The sequence below is a fragment of the Arthrobacter sp. 24S4-2 genome (assembly GCF_005280255.1).
Lineage (GTDB): Bacteria > Actinomycetota > Actinomycetes > Actinomycetales > Micrococcaceae > Arthrobacter.
The window spans coordinates 2,880,083-2,893,854 of the sequence record NZ_CP040018.1 but is presented as its reverse complement, the minus strand read 5'-3'; the positions used below and the strand labels follow the sequence as shown (position 1 = coordinate 2,893,854).

General features: G+C 66.6%; 12 protein-coding genes and 1 pseudogene. 8 read left to right on the top strand and 5 right to left on the bottom strand.

The genetic code is table 11. The annotated features are described in order from the left end of the window. Positions 1-140 precede the first annotated feature (140 nt). Entirely contained in the window at positions 141-722 is a 582-nt protein-coding gene (locus FCN77_RS13290; protein WP_137322642.1) for a hypothetical protein, read from the top strand. Positions 723-783: 61 nt separating this feature from the next. Here the strand turns inward: FCN77_RS13290 and FCN77_RS13285 are convergent, their stop codons facing one another. Further along, on the bottom strand, positions 784-1,668 hold the full coding sequence (locus tag FCN77_RS13285) for a helix-turn-helix transcriptional regulator (RefSeq protein WP_137322641.1): 885 nt from the start codon (positions 1,666-1,668) through the stop codon (positions 784-786). Between FCN77_RS13285 and FCN77_RS13280 the strand changes: the two are divergent. After that, positions 1,667-3,318: pseudogene (locus tag FCN77_RS13280) on the top strand (MFS transporter). The gene FCN77_RS13285 and the pseudogene FCN77_RS13280 sit on opposite strands and share 2 nt — an antisense overlap. A gap of 25 nt (positions 3,319-3,343) precedes the next feature. Continuing rightward, positions 3,344-3,883, top strand: a complete 540-nt coding sequence (locus tag FCN77_RS13275; protein ID WP_254678550.1) for an aldo/keto reductase — start codon at positions 3,344-3,346, stop codon at positions 3,881-3,883. A gap of 21 nt (positions 3,884-3,904) precedes the next feature. Here the strand turns inward: FCN77_RS13275 and FCN77_RS13270 are convergent, their stop codons facing one another. Continuing rightward, on the bottom strand, positions 3,905-5,119 hold the full coding sequence (locus FCN77_RS13270) for an acyl-CoA dehydrogenase family protein (protein ID WP_137322640.1): 1,215 nt from the start codon (positions 5,117-5,119) through the stop codon (positions 3,905-3,907). A gap of 17 nt (positions 5,120-5,136) precedes the next feature. Then, positions 5,137-5,787 (bottom strand): GTP cyclohydrolase II, encoded by a 651-nt coding sequence (ribA, locus tag FCN77_RS13265; RefSeq protein WP_137322639.1) that lies wholly within the window; start codon positions 5,785-5,787, stop codon positions 5,137-5,139. Positions 5,788-5,911: 124 nt separating this feature from the next. Between ribA and FCN77_RS13260 the strand changes: the two genes are divergently transcribed. Continuing rightward, positions 5,912-6,403 carry a MarR family winged helix-turn-helix transcriptional regulator gene (locus FCN77_RS13260; protein ID WP_137322638.1) on the top strand — a complete coding sequence of 164 codons (492 nt, stop codon included), beginning with the start codon at positions 5,912-5,914 and terminating at the stop codon, positions 6,401-6,403. A gap of 54 nt (positions 6,404-6,457) precedes the next feature. Here the strand turns inward: FCN77_RS13260 and FCN77_RS13255 are convergent, their stop codons facing one another. Beyond that, positions 6,458-7,165 (bottom strand): FadR/GntR family transcriptional regulator, encoded by a 708-nt coding sequence (locus tag FCN77_RS13255; RefSeq protein ID WP_137322637.1) that lies wholly within the window; start codon positions 7,163-7,165, stop codon positions 6,458-6,460. 125 nt (positions 7,166-7,290) lie between these two features. On the opposite strand from FCN77_RS13255, the gene FCN77_RS13250 reads away from it, so the two are divergent. The 3 genes from FCN77_RS13250 to FCN77_RS13240 are packed head-to-tail and all read left to right on the top strand — an operon-like array spanning position 7,291 to position 11,440. Further along, positions 7,291-8,640 (top strand): SLC13 family permease, encoded by a 1,350-nt coding sequence (locus FCN77_RS13250; RefSeq protein ID WP_137322636.1) that lies wholly within the window; start codon positions 7,291-7,293, stop codon positions 8,638-8,640. A gap of 53 nt (positions 8,641-8,693) precedes the next feature. After that, positions 8,694-9,920: a CaiB/BaiF CoA-transferase family protein gene (locus FCN77_RS13245; protein WP_137322635.1), complete on the top strand. Its 1,227-nt coding sequence runs from the start codon at positions 8,694-8,696 to the stop codon at positions 9,918-9,920. Positions 9,921-9,922: 2 nt separating this feature from the next. Further along, entirely contained in the window at positions 9,923-11,440 is a 1,518-nt protein-coding gene (locus tag FCN77_RS13240; protein WP_137322634.1) for a carboxyl transferase domain-containing protein, read from the top strand. 35 nt (positions 11,441-11,475) lie between these two features. Here FCN77_RS13240 and FCN77_RS13235 read toward each other — a convergent pair whose 3' ends face one another. Continuing rightward, a complete protein-coding gene (locus FCN77_RS13235) occupies positions 11,476-12,684 on the bottom strand; it encodes an alanine racemase (protein ID WP_137322633.1) in 1,209 nt (402 codons plus the stop codon). Between the two features lie 161 nt (positions 12,685-12,845). On the opposite strand from FCN77_RS13235, the gene FCN77_RS13230 reads away from it, so the two are divergent. Further along, complete coding sequence (locus tag FCN77_RS13230) at positions 12,846-13,688, top strand: IclR family transcriptional regulator (RefSeq protein ID WP_137322632.1); 843 nt, start codon at positions 12,846-12,848, stop codon at positions 13,686-13,688. The last annotated feature ends 84 nt before the right edge of the window (positions 13,689-13,772 follow it).

Genomic DNA, 13,772 nt, shown 5'->3' with positions numbered 1-13,772 from the left:
GTTGAACAATTTACGCGACCTAGATCACACCGTCAAGGGTTAACGAAGTTTGATGCTGCCGGGAACCCCCGAAATCCCAGCCCTCCGGGCGCATAATGGCTTCCATACCCAAACGGTCTTTGCGGACAGGAGGGGCCAGGATGGATCCGCTTCCGCGCATCACACTGGAAGCGCCGGTGCTCAGTATTGGATCCCGTTCATCGGACTACGAGGATCTGGGCAGCTATGTCCGCGCGCTGCGACGGCCGCGGGGCCTGCACCTGACCCTGCTGCACCTCGGCGTCCTGGAGGACTTCGCAAGGGATGTGTCGGACTGGACCAAAGGCATCACGAGCACCGAGTCAGCCACCCGCGGAACGGTCTCCTGGCTGCTGGGCCTGCCGGAGCTCGGCGCATTTTCCGGCAACGCGGAACGGCTGATTGTGCTCGGCGGCGGCAGGGTGTCCGGACTCGAAGTCGCTTTACCCCGGCCGGTGCATGACTACCAGCATTCCTTGGTGCAGGCCTTGCACGAACTGCTCGATGAACTCCTCGTTGACAACATCGATGACTTCATTCTCAGCTCGCGTGCCCTGGGCTTCAGGTCGCCCCACTGGACACCCCACGTTGCCGTGGGCAGTCCAAAGGCGGGAAGCGGCGGAGCCTGGGAGATTGAGCCGATCGCTATCGAGTTCGGGGAATCCCGGATCAGGAACCGCCAGTCCCTTCCGCCCATCGACTAATGGGCGGCCAGCTCCACGGAGCGCCGGTAAGCGTTTCGCAGGCCCTCACCGGCAGGCTTCCTCAGGACGTCCGTTCCGATGCGGGGGCGGGCAGTTCGATCGCAGTGGTCGCAGCCCAGCTGGCCAGCAATTTCAGCCGCTCATCACTGGCCGAGCCGGGTTCGGCGGTGTAGGCGAACATCGTCCAGCCGGGGTTGGCCGGGAGTTCCATCGCTTCGTAGCCGAGTTCGAGGTCACCCACCACAGGGTGATGGAGCCGCTTCATTCCGGTCCGGTGGAAACGGACGTTGTGGGCTGCCCAGCGGGTGCGGAACTCGTCGCTTCGGGTGGCGAGTTCCCCGATCAGGTCCCGGAGGCTCTTGTCGTGCGGGTGCTGCCCCGCGTAGCTGCGCAGGATGGCGACCACATCGTTCGAAACCTGGTCCCAGTCGGGGTAGAAGCTGCGGGCGTCGGGATTCAGGAACACGAAGCGGGCACTGTTCGCCGGCCGCAACGGATCGGCCAAAATCGGTGCGTAAAGTGCGCGGCCCAGGGCATTGGAAGCAACGAAATCCATGCGCTCGTTGCGCACCCAGGCCGGGGCTCCGGTGATGGCGTCAAGGAACCGCTGCAGCCCGGGGCGCACCTGCTGGGGTGGGGCGGGGCGCCGCCGGCGGGCAGGTACGGGCTGCGCGGCACGGGCAAGGGCGAACAGGTGAGCGGTCTCCGCTTCGTCCAGCCGCAGGGCGTGTGCGATGGCCTCCAGGACTTCGTCCGACACCCCGGCAAGGTTTCCGCGTTCGAGCCTGGCGTAGTAGTCCACACTGACCGACGCCAGTGTGGCTACCTCTTCGCGTCGCAGGCCGGGTACGCGCCGGTTGCTGCCGACGATCAGGTTCACTTGCTGGGGGGTCACTTTGGCCCGGCGCGACCTGAGGAATTCCCGCACATCATTTTGACTGTCCATGTTTTCAGGCTACGGCCCGCAGCGGGCCTGTGGGAGGTGCTGTCAGTACACGGTTCACGGCGGACAGGTGCCTGAAGGGTGGTCTGTCAGTGCGTGGAACAGCAGGAACTCCCGCGCCCGCCCGGAGATGGTGATCTTGATGGTGAGGCCCGCAGCGGCCATCCCGAATCTTCCGAACCAGAAGGACCACCGTGAAATCCGCCACTGCCGCTTCCGCCGCCGGGTCCGCCCGACGGCGGTTCTGGCGATCATCCTCGTCAGCTATTTCATGATCGTGCTCGACGCTTCCATCATCTTCACCGGCCTGCCCGGCATCCGGGCCTCGATGGGCCTTTCGGCCACCGGGCTGTCATGGGTTCAGAACGCCTACACCCTCGTGTTCGGCGGGCTGCTGCTCCTGGGCGCCCGTGCAGGAGACATTCTCGGCCGCCGCCGCGTGTTCCTCGGCGGCCTCGCGGTCTTCGCACTCTCGTCGTTCCTCGTGGGGGCAGCCCCTCGGAGGGATGGCTCGTCGCCGCACGAGCCCTCCAGGGCGTCGGCGCCGCGGTTGTCGCGCCGTCGTCGCTGTCCCTTTTGACCTCGAGCTTCCCGGCGGGCAGTGAGCGCACCCGCGCTGTCTCGTACTACGGAGCGGTCGCAGGGCTCGGCGCGAGCCTCGGCCTTGTTGTGGGCGGGGCAATGGCCGAATGGGTGTCCTGGCGTGCAGGCTTTTTCATCAACGTCCCCCTCGGCATCGCACTGATGGCCGCCGGGCTCAAGTACATCCCGGAGACGCCCCGCTCGTCGGGCCGCTTTGACGTCGTCGGAGCCCTGACTTCCACCTTTGGCATGGGCTCGCTCGTGTATGGGATCGTGAACGCAGCGGAGGCAGGCTGGGCGGCGCCGATCACCCTGGCCACACTCGCTGCGGGCGCCGTCCTGCTCACCCTTCTGGTGGTCAACGAATGGCGGGCGAAGCAGCCGGTCATGCCGCTGCAGCTGTTTGCCGGCCGGGAACGCTCCGGCGCCTACGCAGCCCGCATGCTGTTTGCCGGCACCATGATCGCCTTCTTCTACTTCACCACGCAGTTCCTTCAGGGCGTGTACCACTACAGCCCGTTCCAGGCAGGTCTTGCCTTCTTCCCGATGACCACGGTCAATTTCGCCGTTGCACTCCTGGTCCCCCGGCTGACGCAACGCTTCGGCAATGCGCTCCTGCTTGCCGCGGGATTCACACTGACCCTGGCGGGCATTGCATGGCTGGCCCAATTCACCTCTGACACCCCCTACCTCACCGGCGTGGCGCTCCGCATGGTGCTGATTGGGATCGGGCAGGGACTCGCGTTCGGGCCCCTCACCGCTGCAGGAATCGCAGGGACGACGGCGGCTAACGCCGGCGCCGCGTCGGGGCTGGTGAACACCGCCCACCAGCTCGGCAGCAGCCTCGGCGTCGGAGTCCTGGTGACGGCTTCGGCCGGCGCTTCCGGCTTGGCGCAAAGTGCCGCGACGGCGTACACCGGCGGGACCGTCATGCTCACCGCCGCGCTGCTCATCGTGCTAACCCTTATTGTCCCGGCCGAGTCCACCGCCCGCCGCGCCGCAGGACTTCACCTGACCAAGCGGGAAGCCGCCACATTGCACGCCAACCCCGTCGGTCAAGGAACTGATTGAGGCCGGCAAGGTCAAGCATTTCGGCATGTCCGAGGCGGCCGCCGGAACCATTCGCCGGGCGCACGCGGTCCAGCCCGTCACGGCCGTCCGGAGCGAGTACTCGCTCTGGTGGCGGCGCCCCGAGGAGGAAATGCTGGACGCCTGCGAGGAACTGGGCATCGGTTTTGTGCCCTACAGCCCGCTCGGCAAGGGCTTCTTCACCGGCACTATCAACGCCTCCACCAGTTTTGATGCCGGCAACGACATCCGCAGCAGCATTCCCCGGTTCGCCCCGGAAGCGTTCCGGCCCAACGAGGCCGTGGTCGACCTGCTCGCCGGCATCGCGCAGCGCAAGGGTGCCACCCCTGGCCAGATCGGCCTGGCCTGGCCTGGCTCTTCGCCCGGAAGCCCTGGATCATCCCTGTCCCCGGCACGCGCAAGATTCACCGGCTTGAGGAGAACATCGGTGCCGCCGACGTCCGGCTCACGGCGGTGGAACTCACTGAACTTGGGGGACGCGGCGTCCCGGATCCAGGTGCAGGGCGGGCGCTACAACGAAGCCGCGGAGCGGATGACCAACCTCTGATGACGCGGGCCGGCCAGCCCGTCAGAACGACGGAACCGTATAGCCGAGTCCCAGGAGGCCGCGGCCTGCCTGTTCGAGGATGGGGTCCATGGTCAGTGTCGGGTGGTTGAGCAACACATTGACGTCACGCTGGATCCGCTGGAGCGGATGTGACAGCCGGTGCGCGCTGCCGCCTGATCCCGCCAGGATGAGGCGGACAGCTTCGGCCGACGCCTCACCGCTGAAGGCGAGGGACAGCCGGTATTGCGCCCGTTCCTCCTCCGTCATCGTTGCCGGTTGGCGGCCACACGAAACAGAGACCCACCGGATCGCTTCACGCCACTGCAGCCTGGCGGTGGTAACGAGCCCGTAGGCGTGCGAGTACCGGGCCTGCGCGAGCGGCGAATCCGCCTGGCGGTTCTCCGTGGTGTTCTTCACTTTGCGCACCAGCATGCGTTCGCGGAACAGTTCGACGGCGTGCTCCGCGGCCCCAAGGGCGGCAGCCGGCGCCACCAGGTTGAGGAGAGTGGCCAGCGGAGTGTGGATGATCGGATCCGGGTGGATACGGCTGCCGGGATTGTCCGGTGCGTTCAGAAGTGTCCAGTCCAGCGTCCGATGTTCAGGTACGAAAAGCCCGTCCGCGTGGATGTCGTTGCTGCCCGTCCCGCGCAGGCCGGCCGTTTGCCACACATCCAGCACTTCCACATCAGAAACGGGGACCAGGCACTGCAACCGGATATCGCCATGCTGCACGGCCAGCAATGCCCATTCCGAGTGCATGACTCCCGAGGCGAACGTCCAGCGCCCCGAGATGGAATATCCGCCCGGAACCTTGTCCGCCGTACCCGCCGGTGAACCGGTTGCAGCTGCCAAGGGCGCCGGCCCGTCCGCGAAGACTTCGTTCTGGACCGTGTGGGGCCATCGTGCCAGCATCCAGACGTGCTCGATGAGGTGCCCCACGGTCCAGGCCGTGGAGGGGCAACCCCGGGCGAGCCTGCGCACCACCTCGGCGTATGTCTCCACTCCCAGTCCGAATCCCCCGACCGCTTTCGGCGAAAGCAGCTGGAAGACTCCGGCTTCCTTCAAGTCCGCCATCGTGGATTCCGGTAGGCGGCGAAGGTGCTCTGTCTCCTCAGCGCGATCCCGCAGGCGGGGAACCAGGAGGTCGACACGGGCAAGGACGTCCTCGTGCCCGGGAACCGCACCGGACGGTTCGGTGTCCGGGGCGGTGCCGAGAGCGGCCGGGAAAGTGATCATGTGCGATCCTGTCTGGTTCAGGCAGCGGGCGGGAGAACGAGGGTGTGGGCGGTGTGGTCCCGCTTTGCGGCAAGGTAGCGGTGATTGGCCGGTGACAGGTGGACTCCGGTGGGGACCTGTTGGATGATGTCGATGCCGAGGCCACTGAGCTGCCGGGCTTTATCCGGGTTGTTGGTGAGCAGGCGCACCGTGGTGGCACCGAGTGCGCCCAGCATCTGCGCGGCGGCTGTGTAGTCCCGTTCGTCCTCGCCGTGCCCGAGCGCCACGTTGGCTTCGTAGGTGTCCAGGACCGCGTCCTGCAGGGCGTAGGCATCCAGCTTTGAGTACAGGCCGATACCGCGGCCCTCCTGGCGGAGGTACAGCAGGAATCCGCCAAGGCCGGCGATCTGTTCCACTGCTTCCCTCAACTGAGGCCCGCAGTCGCACCGCTGGCTGCCGAACACGTCCCCGGTCATGCATTCGCTGTGCAGGCGGACCAGCGGCCCCGTTCCGGTTGCCGACAGTTCAGCCAGCGACCGCTCCCAGTCGCCGAGGGCCAGCGTGAGGTGTTCCTTACCGTCCGCCAATCCATGGAATGTCAGCACCTCGGCGGTGGCCTGGAAGCCGTCCGGAAAGCGCAAAGGCACGGTGACCCGACTCCGCACCGTTACCCGAGTGTCCACGTCCATGCCTCATCCAATCGTGAATTTACTTGAAGATTGAAGTTAACCGTACCTGCGGTTAGTTCACGATGCAAGTGATTCGGTGGAAATAAAAGTTCATGCGTGAAGTCAATTGGGTTATGCTTGCGACATGGACACTTCCGCGGAACCGCGCTGGCTAAGCACTGAAGAACGCCAGGCCTGGTTGGCGCTCGTGGGGGTAATGATGCGGCTTCCCTCTGCACTGGACGCCCAGCTGCAGCGCGACGCCGGGCTGAGCCACTTTGAGTACATGGTGCTCGCGGGGCTCTCCGAAGCCCCGGGCCGCACGCGCCGGATGAGCGACCTGGCTGGTTTTACGGAAGCGGGACTCCCCCGCCTGTCCCAGGTCGTTGGCCGCCTCGAGAAGCGGGGGTGGGTGAAACGCTCGCCCGACCCCTCTGACGGCCGCATCACGCTGGCCACCCTCACCGCAGACGGCTGGGAGAAAGTGGTCCAAACGGCCCCGGGCCACGTCGAGGCAGTCCGCACGCTGGTCTTCGATCCGATCACCAAGGCGCAGTCCCGCCAGCTGGGCAATATCGGCCAGCGCATCATGCGGGCCATCGACCCGCAAGACCGGTGTCTCCGCAGCACAGACTAACCGGATAACGCCTCGCACGCAGCCTGCGGACGCGGGCGCCGGGTGTTCTTCAGCCTAGGCGTTCTTCAGCAGGGCAACATCGGAGACAAGGTCGATGTGCTCCAGCATGGCTGCAGCGGCAGCCGCGGAATCCTTGGCCCGGATCGCGTCGGCAATCTTGCGGTGGGACGCGAGTGACTGCTCCGGGCGCCCGGGCTGCCCGAGCGACTCCAGGCGCGTTTCCAGGACCATGCCGGCAATGAACGTCATCAATTGTGCCAGCACTGCCGAATGCGCGGCGGCAGTCACGGCCTGGTGAAACAGCTCGTCGCCGCGGGCCCCCCTGGCTCCTGAGGCGACCTCGTCCGCCATGGCCTCGAGCGCCTTGTCAATGGCCTTCATATCCACTTCGCTGCGCCGGGCCGCAGCCAGCTCGGCAAGCTTGACCTCCAGCGTGCTTCGCGCCTCAACGATCTCGGGCAGCCTGCTGCGATGCTCTCGGAGGCCCTTGATTACGGACGGGACATTGGGGCGGTAGACCAGCACCGCACCCGTGCCGTGCTGGACGTCGATCACGCCGAGCACCTCCAGGGCCACTAAGGCCTGCGCCAACGTTGCGCGCGAAACGCCCAGCCGCTCAGCAAGCTCGCGCTCCGGCGGCAAAGTATCCCCGGGACCCAGCTGGGCAGACTCGATGAAGTCCATGATCTGCTCCACGAGCTGCTCATAGAGCCGGGGCCGCGAAACGCGGGAAATCTGCTGGGTTGCTGCCTGCTTTGCCATTCGCTTCCTTCCGGCAAGGTTCTTGGCCCTAAGACTACCGGAGAACTATTGACAAAGACACCTAGTGTCTAGGAGGCTAGGCCACTAAGCCAATTCAATCAAAAACACGATCCGGAGGAACAAAGATGTCCGCTCCTGTCCTTTCCATAGTCATCCTCGCGGTGATGTTCCTGCTGGCCACGGTGCTCCCCCTCAACATGGGCGCTTTGGCGTTTGTGGGCGCATTCCTGCTGGGCTCGGTGGTGCTGGGAATGTCCACCACGGACATTCTCGCCAACTTCCCGGGCGGCCTGTTCCTGACCATCGTCGGGGTTACGTATCTGTTTGCCATCGCGCAGAACAACGGCACCATTGACTTGCTGGTCCGGGGTGCCGTGCGGATGGTGGGCAGCAAGGTGGCGCTCATCCCGTGGATCATGTTCGCCATCACCGCCCTGATCACTGCGGTCGGGGCCCTCTCCCCCGCGGCGGTGGCCATCATCGCCCCGATCGCCCTCAGCTTCGCCGCAAAGCACAAGCTCAATCCGCTCATGATGGGCATGATGGTGATTCACGGCGCCCAGGCCGGGGGCTTCTCCCCCATCGCCGTCTACGGCGTCACCGTCAACGGCATCATTGCCAAGACGGAACTGGAAGCCAACCCGATGGCGATCTTCCTGGCCAGCTTCGTCTTCAATCTCGCCATTGCGCTAGTGCTGTTCATTGTCCTTGGCGGCACCAGGCTAACGTCCACGGCGGGCGGGCGGCTGGTGGAACAAGCCGCCGAAAAGCGCATGGCAGTCAGCGTGGGCGCCCGTGCAGCCGCTGTGACGCTGCAGGGGTCAGGCACGGACATTCGCCCCGCTGCCGGACGCCCGGCAGCAAACGATGCCCGCCCTTCCGTTCCCCAGCTAGTCACCATCCTCGGCCTGATCGCCCTGGCTGTCATATCGCTGGGCTTCAAGGTGGACGTCGGCTTTGTCTCCATCACCATCGCCATGGTCCTTGCCCTCGTGTCCCCGGCTGCCCAGAAGGGAGCCGTCAACAAGATCAGCTGGTCCACCGTCCTGCTCCTCTGCGGCATGCTCACCTTCGTCGGCGTCCTGGAAGAGGCGGGCACCATCAAGTTCGTGTCCGACAGCGTTGCCCACCTTGGCATGCCGCTGGTGGCCGCGCTGCTGATCTGCTACATCGGCGCCGTGGTCTCGGCGTTCGCCTCCTCCACCGCCATCCTCGCGGCCCTCATTCCCCTGGCGGTGCCGTTCCTGGCCACCGGCGAGATTGGCGCGGTCGGGGTCATCGCCGCCCTGGCCGTGGCCTCCACGATCGTGGACGTTTCCCCTTTCTCCACCAACGGCGCCCTGGTGCTCGCCAACGCGCCCGAAGACGTGGACAAGGACAGGTTTTACAAGCAGATCCTGGCCTACAGCGGCATCGTCGTCGTTGCCGGACCCGCCGTCGCCTGGCTGGTCATGGTGGTCCCGGGCTGGCTCTAGGCGTTCCCACCCAATAACTGCAACGCAGGCAACCACAGACGAGAAGGAACCCCATGACCAGCACTGAATCCACGCCACAGGCGGAAGGGCCGCTCTCCGGCTACCTCGTGGTGGACCTGAGCCGCGCCCTCGCCGGCCCGCACGCCGGCATGATGCTGGCCGACCTCGGCGCCCGGGTCATCAAGGTGGAGAACCCCGGCAACGGAGACGATACCCGCGGCTGGGGTCCCCCGTTCGTCGGCCCCGAAGACGACCCCCAGGCCACCTACTTCCTGTCCTGCAACCGCAACAAGGAATCCATCGCCCTGGACCTGAAGAGCGACGACGGCCGGACCGTCCTTCGCGAACTGCTGGAACGCGCCGACGTCGTCATCGAAAACTTCCGCACCGGCGTGCTGGACCGGCTCGGTTTCTCCGCCGCCGAAATGCACGCGCTGAACCCGGCACTGGTCATCCTGTCCATCACCGGCTTCGGGCATGACGGGCCGGAAGCCCGCCGCAGCGGCTACGACCAGATCCTGCAGGGCGAGGCCGGGCTGATGTCCCTGACCGGGGCCGGACCGGACGACCCGCAGCGGGTGGGCGTCCCCATCGCCGACCTCCTGTCCGGCATGTACGGCGCGTTCGGCACCCTGGCGGCGCTGCTGCAGCGCGAGCGGACCGGGCAGGGCCAGATCGTCCGCACCTCCCTGCTCGCGGCGCTCATCGGGGTGCATGCCTTCCAGGGCACCAGGGCCACGGTGGCCGGCGAAACCCCCAAGGCCCAGGGCAACCACCACCCCTCCATCGCCCCCTACGGTCTGTTCCACTGCCGGCAGGGCCGGGTCCAGATCAGCGTGGGGAGCGAAAAGCTCTGGAACACGTTTGCGTCCGCCTTCGGGATCGACTTCGCACGGCCGGAATTCGCCACCAACGCGGAGCGTGTCCGCAACCGCGAAAAAGTCATCGAAGAAGTGGAACAGGCGTTCTCCGGGTTCGAGGCCGAGCCGCTGCTCGCCAAACTCAATGAGGCCGGCATCCCGGCCGGCAAGGTCCGCACCCTGGACGAGGTGTACGCGTGGGAGCAGGTCCATTCGCAGGGCCTGGTGATCGACGTGGACCACAAGATCCTGGGCACTGTGAGCCTGCCCGGTCCGCCGCTGCGGTTCTTCAGCAACGCCGACACGGCGGAAACCACGCTCAAGACGCACACCGCACCGCCGCTGCTGGACCAGGACGGGAAACAGATCCGGCAGTGGCTCGGTTTGGTGCCGGCGGACGCGGAAAAGGAAAGGCGCTAAACATGCTGACGGAGCAAAAAGCCAGGCATCTTGACGCCGCCGAACTCATCACCGCCGTGCTCGATCCGGGCTCCTACCGGAGCTGGGACGCCCCGGTGGTGGACCCTGATCCCGGCCCGGAGTACCGGCAGGAACTGGCCGCCGCCCGCCTGAAGACAGGTGCGGATGAATCCGTCCTGACCGGTGAGGGCCACATCCGCGGCCGGCGCGTAACCGTCATCGTCAGCGAATTCCGATTCCTCGCCGGCTCTATCGGCCTGGCCGCAGCGGAACGCATCGTCACCGCCGTCGAACGCGCCACCCGGGAGGGCCTGCCGCTCCTGGCGGGCCCGGCGTCGGGCGGCACCCGCATGCAGGAAGGAACCGTCGCCTTCCTGTCCATGGTCAAAATCAGTGCCGCCGTCCGCGCACACCGCCAGGCCGGGCTGCCGTACCTTGTGTACCTGCGCCACCCCACCACCGGAGGGGTCATGGCGTCGTGGGGATCGCTCGGCCACATCACCGTGGCCGAGCCCGGCGCCCTGCTCGGCTTCCTCGGCCCCCGCGTCTACGAGGCCCTGTATGGCACGCCGTTTCCGGAGAACGTCCAGGTGGCTGAGAACCTCTTCGATAAGGGCCTCATCGATGCGGTGGTCCCGCCTTCGCAACTGTCCGACGTCGTCCACCGCGCCCTGGGCATCCTGGTCACCGGCCCGCGTCCGCCGGTGGCACCTCCACGGACACTGTCCGTTGAACCGTCCGACGCCGGCGCCTGGCAGTCGATCGAAGCCTCCCGTAATCCGCGGCGGCCCGACCTGCGCCAGCTGCTCGCCTACGGTGCGGGCGATGTGCTGCCGCTCAACGGCACCGGCCAGGGGGAAAAGGATCCCGGCCTGCAGCTTGCCCTGGCCCGCTTCGGCCAGGAATCCTGTGTGGTCATCGGCCACACCCGGCCCCGGCCCTCGCAGCGGACGGCAATGGGACCGGCATCCCTCCGTGAAGCCCGGCGCGGCATGCGGATGGCCGAGGAACTCGGCCTGCCGCTGCTCACCGTCATCGATACCGGCGGCGCCGCCCTCTCCAAGGAAGCCGAGGAAGGCGGGCTGGCCGGCGAAATCGCCAGGTCCCTGCACGACCTGATCGGGCTGAACTCTCCCACAGTGTCCGTACTTCTCGGCCAAGGTGCCGGGGGCGGGGCGCTGGCCCTGCTGCCCGCGGACCGCACCATCGCGGCACAGCATGCATGGCTGTCCCCGCTGCCGCCCGAGGGTGCAAGTGCCATCGTGCACCGGAGCACCGGCTTCGCACCCGCCATGTCCGAGGCCCAGGGCGTCAACGTGGCATCCCTCCATGCGAACGGACTCGTGGAGCACATCGTGGACGAACGCCCAGACGCGTCCCGTGAGGGAAAAGCGTTCTGCCGGCGCCTGGCGGAGGCCATCGAGTACGAGCTGTCCACCCTCTCATCGGCCGGGATGAACCAGTTGATGCCGCACCGTCTGGCCAAGTACCGGAGCCTCGGCAGCCTCGTTGCCAGGTGATTCCGCCGCGGGCTACGCCGCCTCCCGGCTGTGCTTCACCCGTGGACCGGCGCCAGGGATGACCGGTGGAAGTCCGTGCGCCACACGTCTGTTTCGTCGCCGTTTTCGTCGGTGACGACGTATTCAGGCCAGCGGTCGAACGCGGAGCAGGGGTGGGATATACCGAAGTCGACCGTGTCCGTGACATCCAGGCCGCTGACTCCGGTGAGGACTGCGTGGTGATCGAACAGGTTGCGCACAACTGCGGCTGCAGCATTCCTGGTGGCGCCACCGGCAGTCCGGGCTGACAGGAAGACGGGCAACCCGGCGTCGTAGGGAAGATCGCGCTTGCCTGCACCGACCACCGCGATTCCCTCTTCCGGGGTGGACAGCACTACGGCGCGGACTGTCAGCGCCGGTATGAGGCCAGGCACCGGACTGACGCCGGCGTACGTGCCGTGATCGTGGGTGACATAGCAACCCGACCGGAGGACCTTGCGTGTTCCGGGCACTTGGGAGGCGTCGGGCAGGTACTCCACAACGCGGTCCGGGAACGCGGACCCGCCCATGGAGTAGATGGGTGCCGGTGTCTGAAAAAACCGGGCGACTTCGAGGTAGACGTCCCGCACCAGACGGCAGTGCCGGTCAACGGCGGTGATGGTGGACTCCGCCCTGCTGTTGGGCACCACGCCTTCGTAGCCGGCGACGCCAACGAGCCTGAGGCCGGGCGCGGCACGGACCATCTCAGCGATGCGCAGGGCCTCCCCGAGGCTGCGTATCCCCGTGCGTCCGCCGGGTGTTCCGACGTCGATCAGCACCTCGAGGGCGGCGCCCGCTTCGGGGCCGAACACCTGCGCCGCCGCCTCGGCTCCCGGCACCGAATCGACGAAGCAACGGATCTCCCGCCCGGAATCCTCCTCCAGCCAGTTGCGGATACGCGTCAGGCCGAACCGGTCGACCACCTCGTTGGCAATGAGAACGTGTTGAAGTCCCCAGCCCAGCGCCGAAGCGACCTGATCCACGGTGGCAACGGTGACGCCGACGGCACCCGCAGCCAGCTGACGGGTGATGATCGGTGCAGACATGGTTGTCTTCACGTGGGGTGCGAGATCCACCCCCCGTTCCCGGCACCAGGACGCCATCACCCGGATGTTGTTGTCGAGGGCATCACTGCTGAGCCGCAGCTGCGGATATGCCGGCGCGGTGACGCGGTGGACCGCGGAGTCGCCGTCAGGTTCGCTCTGGCGTTGGATCGGGCTGTTCACAAGGCTCCTTTGCAGTTACGGGGAGCGCATCGCCGCTCACCGAAGACGCCGCCGGGGTCCGGCCCGGGCGCTGCGTCGATTGTGTCACGACCGGACGGGCCAACGGTGCGCCCCGCCAGACTGTCCGAAACCCCGGACATTGGAGGCCCGTAGTATGGGGAATGGACAGCCTATCGACACGCAGCAAGGCCCCCGCAGCGGCGCAGGTTCTCGCCGTTCTGAGATACGTGGCCGGACAGGCGGGCCCGGTTGGTGCATCCATCATTGCCCGGGATGTCGGACTGCCCCGATCTACTGCATACCAGCTAATCACTGTCCTGATCGATGACGGTTTCCTGGTCCACCTGCCAGAAGAACGCAAGTACGCGCTCGGCGTTACGGCCCACGAGTTGGGAACGGGATATTCACGGCAGGCTCCCCTTCAGCGCATTGCCCGATTCCCGCTGGCCCGACTGGTTAGCCGAACCCGGCGGACGGCGCACCTTGCGGTCATGCACGGCCGGGACGTCGTTTACGTTATCGAAGAGCGCGCACCGCGGCAGCGTCCCCTGGTAACGGACACAGGTGTCCGGCTCCCGGCCCATCTGACGGCCAGCGGCCGGGCGATGATGGCCCAGATGGATACCGCTCAGGTGGCCGCGCTGTTTCCCGGCCCGGAGGCCTTTACTGCCCGCACCAACAATGGACCGCAGTCGTTGCCTGCCCTTCAGGATTTGCTGTCACGTGCCCGGGCGCTTGGGTACGCGTGGGAACAGGACGAGATCACGGAAGGATTCTCCTCTGTTGCCGTTGCCGTCCTTGACCGGGGGCGCTATCCGGTGGCCAGCGTGGCGCTGACCGTTTCCAACCGCGCGTTTCCGGCGGCCGGAGCGCGGCGCCGGGCCCTTGATGCTGAGACAGCCGAGGAACGGGCCTTGCGCATTGAAGACGTTGCCAGGGAATGGATCCCTGAAGTGAGCCGTTGCGCCCGGGAGATTTCCCGCCGGCTGGGCATCCAGCCGTGAGCGAGGTCCGCACAGGCGAGCAGGCGTGGTCCCGGCCGGATTGATGGCCGGGACCACGCCTTGAGGTCCGCTGGAGGAAGGTTC

Coding starts and splice junctions, on each gene's coding strand:
- FCN77_RS13290 (WP_137322642.1), top strand. CDS start 141: ATGGATCCGCTTCCGCGCATCACACTGGAAGCGCCGGTGCTCAGTATT.
- FCN77_RS13285 (WP_137322641.1), bottom strand. CDS start 1,668: ATGGACAGTCAAAATGATGTGCGGGAATTCCTCAGGTCGCGCCGGGCC.
- FCN77_RS13275 (WP_254678550.1), top strand. CDS start 3,344: ATGTCCGAGGCGGCCGCCGGAACCATTCGCCGGGCGCACGCGGTCCAG.
- FCN77_RS13270 (WP_137322640.1), bottom strand. CDS start 5,119: ATGATCACTTTCCCGGCCGCTCTCGGCACCGCCCCGGACACCGAACCG.
- ribA (WP_137322639.1), bottom strand. CDS start 5,787: ATGGACGTGGACACTCGGGTAACGGTGCGGAGTCGGGTCACCGTGCCT.
- FCN77_RS13260 (WP_137322638.1), top strand. CDS start 5,912: ATGGACACTTCCGCGGAACCGCGCTGGCTAAGCACTGAAGAACGCCAG.
- FCN77_RS13255 (WP_137322637.1), bottom strand. CDS start 7,165: ATGGCAAAGCAGGCAGCAACCCAGCAGATTTCCCGCGTTTCGCGGCCC.
- FCN77_RS13250 (WP_137322636.1), top strand. CDS start 7,291: ATGTCCGCTCCTGTCCTTTCCATAGTCATCCTCGCGGTGATGTTCCTG.
- FCN77_RS13245 (WP_137322635.1), top strand. CDS start 8,694: ATGACCAGCACTGAATCCACGCCACAGGCGGAAGGGCCGCTCTCCGGC.
- FCN77_RS13240 (WP_137322634.1), top strand. CDS start 9,923: ATGCTGACGGAGCAAAAAGCCAGGCATCTTGACGCCGCCGAACTCATC.
- FCN77_RS13230 (WP_137322632.1), top strand. CDS start 12,846: ATGGACAGCCTATCGACACGCAGCAAGGCCCCCGCAGCGGCGCAGGTT.